This is a genomic window from Streptomyces sp. NPDC025618, assembly GCF_055558795.1.
The window spans coordinates 38,683-48,990 of the sequence record NZ_JBVHLW010000045.1 but is presented as its reverse complement, the minus strand read 5'-3'; the positions used below and the strand labels follow the sequence as shown (position 1 = coordinate 48,990).

Annotated in this window: 8 protein-coding genes; all 8 read left to right on the top strand. The window is 72.1% G+C overall.

What is annotated here, in order from left to right:
* Window positions 1–297 precede the first annotated feature (297 nt).
* The 8 genes from ACZ4A5_RS27190 (at window position 298) to ACZ4A5_RS27155 (ending at window position 10,177) form a co-directional block, all read left to right on the top strand.
* A complete protein-coding gene (locus tag ACZ4A5_RS27190) occupies window positions 298–1,326 on the top strand; it encodes a rod shape-determining protein (RefSeq protein WP_398873129.1) in 1,029 nt (342 codons plus the stop codon).
* A 90-nt stretch (window positions 1,327–1,416) separates the two neighbouring features.
* Entirely contained in the window at window positions 1,417–1,872 is a 456-nt protein-coding gene (locus tag ACZ4A5_RS27185; RefSeq protein WP_361528839.1) for a tellurite resistance TerB family protein, read from the top strand.
* Between the two features lie 447 nt (window positions 1,873–2,319).
* Window positions 2,320–3,783, top strand: coding sequence for an aminotransferase-like domain-containing protein (locus ACZ4A5_RS27180; RefSeq protein ID WP_467589632.1), 1,464 nt, complete (start codon window positions 2,320–2,322; stop codon window positions 3,781–3,783).
* A gap of 158 nt (window positions 3,784–3,941) precedes the next feature.
* Window positions 3,942–4,637 carry a heme oxygenase-like domain-containing protein gene (locus ACZ4A5_RS27175; protein WP_467589629.1) on the top strand — a complete coding sequence of 232 codons (696 nt, stop codon included), beginning with the start codon at window positions 3,942–3,944 and terminating at the stop codon, window positions 4,635–4,637.
* A gap of 102 nt (window positions 4,638–4,739) precedes the next feature.
* Window positions 4,740–5,999 carry an ATP-grasp domain-containing protein gene (locus ACZ4A5_RS27170; protein ID WP_467589625.1) on the top strand — a complete coding sequence of 420 codons (1,260 nt, stop codon included), beginning with the start codon at window positions 4,740–4,742 and terminating at the stop codon, window positions 5,997–5,999.
* 172 nt (window positions 6,000–6,171) lie between these two features.
* Complete coding sequence (locus ACZ4A5_RS27165) at window positions 6,172–7,395, top strand: MFS transporter (RefSeq protein ID WP_467589622.1); 1,224 nt, start codon at window positions 6,172–6,174, stop codon at window positions 7,393–7,395.
* Window positions 7,396–7,430: 35 nt separating this feature from the next.
* Window positions 7,431–8,693, top strand: coding sequence for an ATP-grasp domain-containing protein (locus ACZ4A5_RS27160; protein ID WP_467589620.1), 1,263 nt, complete (start codon window positions 7,431–7,433; stop codon window positions 8,691–8,693).
* Window positions 8,690–10,177 (top strand): ABC transporter substrate-binding protein, encoded by a 1,488-nt coding sequence (locus ACZ4A5_RS27155; RefSeq protein ID WP_467589617.1) that lies wholly within the window; start codon window positions 8,690–8,692, stop codon window positions 10,175–10,177. Before ACZ4A5_RS27160 ends, ACZ4A5_RS27155 begins: the two co-directional genes overlap by 4 nt.
* Window positions 10,178–10,308: the final 131 nt, after the last annotated feature.

Genomic DNA, 10,308 nt, shown 5'->3' with positions numbered 1-10,308 from the left:
GGGGTTGGGGGGGGGGGGGCGAGTTGGGGCCATCAGCGGCGGGCGACCCGCAGCGCACCGCGTTCCAGGTCCCCAGCCCGGAAGACCCACCCCCGGCACCCACCACAACCACAGCCCGGCCGGCGATTGAGGCCACCCGAACCCCAGCCACACACAACCCCTACGCCACAAGAGTGGCACCCCCCAACCCCCCATCAGCCAAGCGGCCCAACCCAGAGAGCTCAACCCCAAGACGCCCCGCACGATGGACCCGTGGGCCCCCGGCTGGTCCAGCGCCGTCTTCGGGAAGGATCCGTCTTGACCCCTCACAGCCTTGAGCAGCTGCGCCGTTGCACCGTGGCCGTCGACCTCGGGGCCGCCCGTACCCGGCTCTACGTCCGGGACACCGGACTGATCGTGGACGAGCCGAGCATCGCGGCGGTGAACACGCGCACGGGTTCCCTGATCGCGGTGGGCGCGATGGCGGAGGGGATGGCGGGGCGTACGCCGCACCACATCCGGGTCGTGCGGCCCATCTCCGGCGGCACGGTCGTGGACATCGACATGGCGCAGCGCATGCTCCGCTTCCTGGTGAGCGACAAGATCCGCCGGGCCTGGCGGCGCAAGCCGCTGCTGCGGGCGGCGGTCTGCCTGCCGCACGACGCGGAGCCGCTCGCGCAGCGGGCGGCGACGGAGACGCTGACGGGGCTGGGCGCGCGCCGGGTGGAGCTGGTGGACACGCTCATCGCGGCGGCCGTCGGGTGCGGGCTGCCGGTGGAACAGCCCGAGGCGACGATGATCGTGGTCTGCGGGGCGGCGTCCACGCAGGTGGCCGTCCTCTCCCTGGGCGCGATCGTGGCGGCCGAGAAGGTGCTGGTGGGCGGCGATGCCATCGATTACGCGGTGGTCCAGCACCTGCGCAGCAGGCATGAGCTGATGCTGCCGACGCAGGGCCTGGCGCCGTTGCAGCGCGCGCTGTGCGCGGACCCCATGGAGGAGGGCGCGGAGGTGCGCGGGCGCGATGTGGCCACGGGGCTGTCCCGCACGGTCATGGTGAGCACCGAGCACGTCCGCGAGGCGATCCACACCCCGCTGACGGGCGTGCTGGACGCCATCGGGCGTGTCCTGCGCGACTGCCCGCCGGACCTCGTCGCCGACCTCGCGGAGCGCGGCGTGATGCTGGCCGGCGGCAGCGCGGTGCTGCCGGGTCTGGACCGGATGATCGCGGATGCCACGGGGATGAAGGTGCGGATCGCGGAGCACCCGGACACCTGTGCGGTGATGGGGCTGGGCGCGATGCTGGAGGGCAGGGTGCGCCCGCTGCACCTCGACCCGATGGCCACCTGACCCCGGGACCCCGCCCGCCCCCTTGGGAACTTCTTTACCTTTGGGTCCGTTCCGTCTGTGCACCCCTGATTTTCACGAGGAGAGACACAGATGGCGCTCTGGGACCGGCTCAAGGACTCCGCCGCAACGATGCAGGGTCAGCTCGTGGCGAAGAAGAACGACCTCAAGAGCGGGGCGTTCCGCGACGCGAGCATGGCGATGTGCGCGCTGGTGGCGGCGGCCGACGGCTCGATCGACGCCTCCGAGCGGCAGCGCGTCGCGTCGCTGATCGCGACCAACGACGTCCTCCAGAACTTCCCGGCCGACGACCTCCAGGCCCGCTTCAACGACTACTGCCAGAAGCTGACGGCCGACTTCGACTTCGGCAAGGTCAGCATCCTCCAGACGATCGGCAAGGTCCAGAAGAAGCCGACGGAGGCGCGGGCGGTCATCCAGATCGGCATCGTCATCGGCGGCGCCGACGGCGACTTCGACAAGGACGAGCAGGCCGTCGTCCGCGAGGCGTGCTTCGCGGTGGGCATCAACCCGGCGGAGTTCGACCTGTAAATCAGGCGCGCGGTCCGGACACCGTCCGCCGCAGGCGCAAGGGGGCCCCTCCCCCGTCACTCGCCTGCGCGGGCGGTGTCCGCGAGCGCGTGGAAACCCTTGACACCCCGCCGCACCCCTGTTGAGCATGTGCGCATGACGGGGGAGTCAAAGAGGGGTTGTGAGCCGCGTCCTGCGCGGGCTCGCGTCAGATCGCGACTTGGTCGCCGTACCGGTTCCGCCGCTGCCTTCGACGCTCCGTCACCGCACCGGCAGGGCCGCCCCCCACGCCACTATCGGGCCCCGCTGTGTGCCGAAAGCCCCATTCGCCAGGCTCCACCTGCTACCGAACCCGGATAGCGGGACACTTCCTGTGCGTTCCGGTGGGCGGCCCGAAGGACCTCGGACGACCGCGCGGACGCACCGGCCCTTCCCGAATGGCACACAGTGGCAGAGATATTGCACGTGATGAGCCCAGGGCAGATGGGACGCCTCCTGGGTGACTGGCGTTCGCGCGGCCCCGCGTACGACGCGCTGGCGCGGCGCGTCCGGATCCTCATCCGCGAGGGCCAGCTGTCGCCAGACACCCGGGTGCCTCCTGAACGGGCCCTCGCCGGGCAGCTGGGCATCAGCCGCACCACCGTCACCAAGGCGTACGACATGCTCCGCGCCGAGGGCCGGCTGCGCAGCGCGCGGGGTTCCGGCACCGTGATCGCGCTGCCGGAGCCGGCGGCGGACGGCCCCGAGACGGCCTCGCCCTGCCCCGCCGCGCAGTGGTGCAGGCCCGCCACCGACTGGGCGGCCGACTTCGCCTCCGACCTCCTGCACGTCCCCGACGAGCATCTCGGCCGGGCGCTGGACGCCATCGCCCCGGCCGTGGCCAGGGCGTTCGCCGACCGGAGCCATGAGCCGTACGGGCTGCCGGAGTTACGGCAGGCCGTGGCCGACCGCTACACCGCGCGCGGACTGCCCACCTCGCCCGCGCAGATCCTGATCACCCAGGGGGTCGGGCACAGCTGGCAGCTGATGCTGCGGCTGCGGGCCCGGCCCGCGCAGCGCGTCCTCATCGAATCGCCCGCGGCACCCCACGTCATGGACGCGATCTGGCTGCACGGCGCCCGCCCGTGGCCCGTGGGCCTGGGGGCGAACGGCTGGCACATCGAGCTCTTCAGCGCCGCACTGCACCAGACCAGGCCCCAACTGGCGCTGCTCACGCCGGATTTCCAGCAGCCGACCGGCCATGTGATGCAGACCGAGGAGCGCCGCCTCCTCGTACGGACCGCGCTGCGCACCGGCACGCTCTTGGTCGCCGACGAGAGCGCGGCCGATCTCCGGCTGGACGAGGGCGGCATGCCCGAGTCGCTCGCCGCGCACGCCCCGGAGGGCACCGTGGCGCTGATCGATTCGGCGCGGGCGGTGACCGGGGACGGTGTGCGGGTGGGCTGGATCCGCGCGGCGACGTCGACCGTGCACCGGCTCGCTGTGCTCAACAGCGGCCTGGGGACGACGTGTTCGGTGCCGGACCAGGTGCTCGCGGCCCGGCTGATGGCCTCGGCGGACGAGTTGCTGGCCAAACGGAGAGCGGCACTCCTGGCCGGCCGTACGGCCCTGGCCTCGGCACTCGACCTGCATCTGCCCAGCTGGCGGTACACGCTCCCGAGCGGCGGGACCACCTTGTGGGTCGACCTGGGCACGGCCGTCAGCAGCGCGCTGGCAACTGCCGCGGAACGGCACCGGGTTCATCTGCTGAGCGGCCCGAGGTTCGGCACCGGCGGCACCTACGACAGCAGGCTGCGGCTGCCGTTCACGCTCGACGAGCACCTGCTGCGGGACGGCGTCCGGCGGCTGGCCCGCGCCTTCGACGAGGTCGCGCAGACCGCGGAGGCCGGGGCCGCCGAGCGCCCGGAGAACCGGAGCCCGGTCTTCGTCTAGGGCAGGCCAAGCCTTGCGAATTGGCTATTTGAAGCGCGCCCCCCATGTTTCATACTGGTAAAAGAAATTCTGCGCGGCCCTTCCCATTCCGTCGATGACCCTGGGCCCGGCCTTTTCTGTCGCCCGGTGGAATCACCATCGAAAGGCTGTATAGAAGCATGCCTAAGCTCGACCGTGATCGTCTTGAGTCCCTCGCCGCCGAGCTGCTGGAGAAGCAGTTCAAGCGCGTCCCGAAGATGCGCGAGCTGCACCGCGGCGAGTGGATCGACCGGGATTACTACATCCGCCACATCACCGAGACCGTGCTGCGGATCCGCCTCAACAACGAGGTGGACAGCTACGCCCTCTACAAGGTCGGTTCCAAGGACGATCAGCTGGCCGCGAAGCTGGCCCGCTATCTGGCCGAGGAATTCGGGCACGAGAACATGTTCACCCGTGACCTCCAGAAGTTCGGTCTGACGATCGAGCAGCTGGACGCCACCCCGGTGCTCATCTCGACCGCCAAGCTGATGGGCTACCTGCGGCTGGAGGCCGACCACGCGGGTCCGGCCCCCACCACCATCTGGGACTGGTTCGTCGAGTGGTACTCCGACCGCTACAACCCGGTCATCACCGACAAGGCCGCCGAGGAATTCGGCAAGGAATATGTGCACGGCACCCAGGCGCACATCGCCTTCGACGAACAGCACGACCACGACGAGCTGATGTTCCGGACCGTGTCCCGCGCGGTGGAGAACTTCAGCACGCCGGAGAAGGCCGAGATCTACCTCACCACCTTCATCGACCTCATCGGTGACTATTTCGCCGAGCTCTACGAGGTCACCGTCGGCGCCCGTGAGGCCGTTTCCGCCTGACAGCGCCCGGCGCACCGGCACCGCTGTTCCGACCAGTGAACGCAAGCGGCGGCCCCGACCCGTTCCGGGCCGCCGCCACCGATGTCCCGGAGAGCCACTGCAATGACCGAACCGCTGCCCCGATCCCGTATCCGCATTCTGGTCGTCGAGCCCATGTCGTCCGGAAATCAACTGCTCGTCGAGGCCCGCGCGCTCGGCTTCGAGCTCGTCGTCGCCTCCTACGACCGTGACGACCGGCGCATTCCCGGGCCGCTGCGCGAGCACATCGACAAACTCGTCGTGGTGGACACCAACGACGAGCCGGCGCTGTACGAGGCGGTGGCGGAGCTGCATCGCGAGCGGCCGTTCGCGGGCATCGTGCCCGGCTTCGAGTTCTACGTCGGCACGGCCGCCCGGCTCGCCGGCCGGCTGGGGCTGCCCGGCCTGCCCGTGGCCGGCGTGGAGGCGCTCCGGGACAAGGCGGTCATGCGCGACCGGGCGCGGGCCGCCGGGCTGCGGGTGCCGCGCTACGCCGAGGCGTCCGACGCCGCCGGCCTGGACGCGGCCGCCGCCCGGGTCGGCTTCCCCGCGGTCCTCAAACCCACCCGCTCGGCGGGCAGCATCCACGTCACGCGGGTGGAGACCACGGCGGAGCTGCGCCGGGCGTACGACTGGATACGCGCCGACCCGCGCACCGACATGGGCCGCGGCCTCGACGGGCCCGTGCTGCTGGAGGAGTACGTCGCCGGGCCGGAGGTCAGCGTCGAGGGGTATGTGCTCGACGGCCAGGTCGCCATCGTCTCCGTCACCTCCAAACTCCTCGGCGCCGAGCCCTACTTCGTGGAGCTCGGCATGATCGTCCAGCATGAGCTGGAGCCACCCGTGCGGGCCGCCGTCGAGGCGTACGTCACCGACGTCTGCCGCGCGCTGGGCGTCACCCTGGGCCCCTTCCACTGCGAACTCCGCCTGCCCGACGGCGATCCCGTGCTGATCGAGATCGGCGCCCGCCTCGCCGGGCACTCCATTCCCCAGCTCGTGGAGCTCGTCACGGGCGTCTCCCTGGCCCGCGTCATGCTGGCCGCGTACACCGGGCTCGACCCCGCCGAGCTGGGCGTCTTCTCGGCGCCGCGGGCGAAGTGCGCGGCGATGCGGTGTTTTGTCGCGGAGTCGGGGGTGCGGTCCTTCAACGGGCTTGTGGGGCTGGAGGAACTGCGGGAGTCTGACGACGTGTTGGATGTTTCGCTCTATTACGAGCGGGGGGCAGAGGTCCCACCCGCGGAGGACTTTCGGAGTCTGCTGGGACATGTCATCTTCCAAGCGGAGTCCTTCGGTGAGGCGGTCGCACGCTGGAACGCGATCGGTGATGCGGTGCGGCTCGCTTGACCGGCGCTTTTTCCCCTGCCCGCCCCTTCCCGGCTGCGTCTGACGGCGGCTCCGCCACGTGAGGGGCTGCCGCCCCAGACCCAGCAACACGCTTCGCGCGTTGTCCTCGGACGCCGGACAGGCTGAAGCGAGGTCACACAGCGGCCGCCTACATCCGTCGAGGACGAACCCTTTGGAACAGACCGCATCCCCGCCCGCCCAGGACAACCGCATAGGCAGAGACTTCGGCTTCCTCTGGTCCGCCAGTCTCATCGCGCCGCTCGGTGACGGCGCGCTCGTCGCCGCGTTGCCGTTGGCCGCCAAGAGTCTCACCGACGATCCCCGGCTGATCTCCGGCGTCGCCTTCGCGGCCACGCTGCCCTGGCTGCTGCTGTCGGTGGTCGGCGGGGCCCTCGTCGACCGGATGGACCGCCGCCGGCTGATGCTCGGCGCGCAGATCACGCAGGCGCTGCTGGTGGCGGTCATCGCCGTCCTCGTCTCCAGTGGCCTCACGCGGATCTGGATGCTCTACCTGCTGCCGTTCGGCGTGGCCTCCGCCGAGGTGCTGTTCACCACCGCCGGCCAGACCGTCATCGCCGCCGTCGTGCCCGAACGTCATCTGGAGCGGGCCAACGGCAGGCTGGTGGCGAGCGAGACGGTGGCCCGCGAGTTCGCCGGACCGCCGCTCGGCGCGGCCCTGTTCGCGTTCGCCGCGCCGCTGCCGTTCTGGCTGAACAGCCTCACCTTCGCCCTGTCCGTCCTGCTCATCCAGCGCATCCGCGCCCCCGCCCGGGAGCCTCGCCCGGCCGACGGCCAGAAGCTGTCCGCCGAGATCGTCGCGGGGCTGCGCTGGCTGCTGCGCCACCGGCTGCTGCGCACGCTGTCGCTGGTCGCGGGGGCGGCCATGTTCTGCGAGGCCATGGCGCTGTCGACACTGGTGCTGTTCGCCCACGACGAGCTGCACGTGGGCGACCGCGGCTACGGCGTCCTGCTGGCGGCCATGGCGATCGGCGGGGTCGTCGGCGGGATGGTCGGCGGCCGCGTCGTCGCCCGCGCCGGGCCCCGGCTGACGGCCATCGGGGCGCAGACCGCCTGCTCGCTGATGTGGCTCGCGATCGGCCTGGTGGGCCGCAGCCCGGTCACCGTCGTCGCGCTGTTCACCGTCTTCTCCGTCAGCGTCTCCCTGTGGGTCGTGGTGGTGCAGTCCGTGCGCCAGCGGCTGGTGCCCGCCGAGCTGCTCGGCCGGGTGTCGGGCGCCGCCCGCATGCTCACCTGGGGCGCGATGCCGCTCGGCTCGCTCGTCGGCGGCTTCGTCGCCAACTCCTTCGGCCTGGTCTCCCCCTGGCTCGTCGGAGGCGCCCTCTCCCTGCTCGTCACCCTGATCGCCCTGCCCGCCCTGATCCGCTGGGACCACTGACCGAACGCCGGACACCACCACTGGGGAACGCCACCGTGAACGCACAGTCATCCGGGCAGGACACTGCCCCGCTGCTCCTCGTCCTCAACCGGTTCGACGACGAATTCGGCGAGTACCACCGCTTCGTCCCGCCCGGCAGCTTCCGGCTCGCCTATCTGGCCACCGCCGACGCGCTCGCGCCCCTCGACCGGGACGGCGCCGTCGAGACCGTCGTCGTCGAGGACATGGCGTACGACACGCTGCTGCCCGCCGCCCGCCGCATCGTCGAGACACACGGCCCGCTCGCCGGCATCATCGGGCTGTCGGAGTTCGACCTGATCACCGCGGCCCGGCTGCGGGAGGCGCTCGGCGCGCCGGGCCGGAAGACGGAGTACGTCCTGCGGTTCCGCGACAAGACGCGGATGAAGCGCTGGATCCGGATGGCCGGGGTGCGGGCTCCGAAGTACCGGGCGCTGGACTCCGGTTCGCACGCCAAGTCCCTCGCCGACGAGCTCGGCCTGCCGATGGTCCTCAAGCCGCGCGACGGCGCCTCGGCCAAGGGGGTGCTGCTCGTGCGCACCGAGCGCGAGCTGGAGGAGGCCCTGGAGAGCGTCGACCGGGGTGGCTACGAGGCGGAGGAGTACGTCGAGGGCGCCATCCACCACGTGGACGGCATCCGCCGCGACGGGCACTTCCACTTCGCCACCGCCTCCGCGTACGTCAACACCTGCCTGGACTTCACCCGCGGCCTGCCGCTCGGCTCGGTGCTCCTCGACCCGGGCCCGCGGCGCGACGCCCTGATGGGCTTCGCGGCGGACTGCCTGGACGCCCTGGAGCTGTGGGACGGCCCGTTCCACCTGGAGGTGATCGTCGACCCCGCCGGGGAGCACGTGTTCCTGGAGGTGGGCCTGCGGCCGGGCGGGGCCGGGGTGCCGTTCGTCCACCGCGACATCTTCGGCATCGACCTCTACGCCGAGTCCGTGCGCGCGGCGGTCGGCCTGCCCCCGATGACCCCCTCGGACGAGCTCACCCAGCCCGGCCCCGGGGTCGGCGGCGGCTGGCTGGTCTTCCCCGAACCGAAGCCGTGGCCACGGCGCGTCCTCAGCCGCAACTCGCTGGTCGAGGCGATACCCGAGTTCTACGGGGAGGCGCTGCCGGCCCCCGGGCAGGTCTTCGACGGTGAGGGCGGCTACGACCACGCGGGCGGCCGCTTCCTGCTGCGCGGGCCCGACGAGGCGACCGTCCGCCGCGCCGTGCTGGAGGGCATCGCCCGCTACCGGCTGGAGACCGCGGCCGTGACCCACGCCCCGGCACGATGAGCGACGGCACCCTGCGGGTCCGCCTCGGCATGCCGTCCGCGATCGACCCCGGCACCGCCTTCGAACACGACGGCGCGCTGATCGCGGGGGTCATCGCCGACCCCCTCGTGGACAGCGACCCGGCCACCGGCCGGCTCGCCCCCGCCGCCGCGAGCGGCTGGGAAGTGGCACCGGACGGGCGCTCCGTGCGCTTCGCGCTCCGCCCCGGCGTGCGCTTCCACCACGGCCGCGAGGTGACCGCCGAGGACTACCGCTACGCGCTCTCCCGCGTGGTCGCGCCGGAGACCGGCTCCGAACTGGCCGAGCACCTCGCGGTGGTGGAGGGGTACGAGGACGTACGGGCGGGCCGGAGCGCCCGGCTCAGCGGGGTGCGCGTCCTGGGGCAGCTGCTGCTGGAGATCCGGCTGACCGGCCCCTTCCACGACATCGCGGCCGTCTTCAGCCACCGGGCGACCGCGCCCGTACCCGCCGAACTGGCCGAGGCGGACCCCGCCGGGTTCGCCCTGCGCCCGGTCAGCAACGGCCCGTACCTTCTGACGGGGCCGTGGCGGCCGGGCGAGGAGCTCACCGTCGAGCGGTTCGACGGCTACTACGCCGCCAACGCCGCGCACCCGGCGGGCGGGGCCGGGCGGGCGGCGCGGATCACCTTCCGCACGGACCCCGATCTGGCCACGGCCCACGAGGAGTTCCTGCGCGGCGAGGTGGACGTGACCGAGGTGCCGCCGACCACGATCGACGTGGCGGCGCGCGAGGGCGGACCGCGCTTCCGCGTCACGCCCAACCCCATGGTCACCTTCCTCGCCTTCCCCACCGGCGTGCCGCCCTACGACGATCCGGTGGTGCGGCGGGCGGTGGCCATGTGCGTGGACCGTGCGGCGATCGGCCGCAGACACTTCGCGGGCACGCGCCCCGTCGCCCACCGGCTCCTGCCGACGGTCCTGGACCCGGCGGGCCCGCTGCCGCCCGTCATCCCCTACGACCCCGCCGGGGCGCGCCGGCTCCTCGCGTCGCGGGGGGCGGCGCCGCTGCCGCGCTTCGTCTTCCGCTATCCCGCCGGGCAGGGGCATGAGGGGTGGGCGGCCGATCTGGCGGCGGGGGTGGGGGCGGGACTGGGCGTCCCGGCCGCGGCCGTGCCGGCGGAACGGTCCTCCTTTCTCTCCGAACTTCCAGGTTTGGACGGGCCGTTCCGGCTGAACTGGCAGATCGATTTTTTGTCCGCGGACAGTGCGGTGGCTCCGCTGTCGCGGAGTGTGGGGTACGGGGATGCCGCTGTCGAGCGGTTGCTCGCGCGGGCGCGAGGGGTGCCGGACGCGGCTTCGCGCCTGGCGGCGTACCGGGAGGTGGAGGCGCTGCTTCTTTCGGCGCTGCCGGTGTTTCCTCTGTGGGAGGGGGCGTTGTATCACCTGGTGGGTGAGCGGGTGGCTTCGCCTGGGCCGCTGAACGATGTGTTCGGGGAGCCGGTGCTTCGCGGGTACGGGGTGTGATTTCTGGCGGGCCTCGGCGAGAGGGTGCGGGCGGGTGGCGCTTTTCCCCAGCCCCGCCCCTTCCCGAAACCGGGGAGACCACCGGACCCCAGCGCCCTGCGGGCGCGTCCTCAATCGCCGGACGAGCTGAT

Bases quoted from the DNA above. Each gene is read 5' to 3' on its own strand.
- ACZ4A5_RS27185 (WP_361528839.1), top strand. From the start codon at position 1,417: ATGGCGCTCTGGGACCGGCTCAAGGACTCCGCCGCAACGATGCAGGGT.
- ACZ4A5_RS27180 (WP_467589632.1), top strand. From the start codon at position 2,320: ATGAGCCCAGGGCAGATGGGACGCCTCCTGGGTGACTGGCGTTCGCGC.
- ACZ4A5_RS27175 (WP_467589629.1), top strand. From the start codon at position 3,942: ATGCCTAAGCTCGACCGTGATCGTCTTGAGTCCCTCGCCGCCGAGCTG.
- ACZ4A5_RS27170 (WP_467589625.1), top strand. From the start codon at position 4,740: ATGACCGAACCGCTGCCCCGATCCCGTATCCGCATTCTGGTCGTCGAG.
- ACZ4A5_RS27155 (WP_467589617.1), top strand. From the start codon at position 8,690: ATGAGCGACGGCACCCTGCGGGTCCGCCTCGGCATGCCGTCCGCGATC.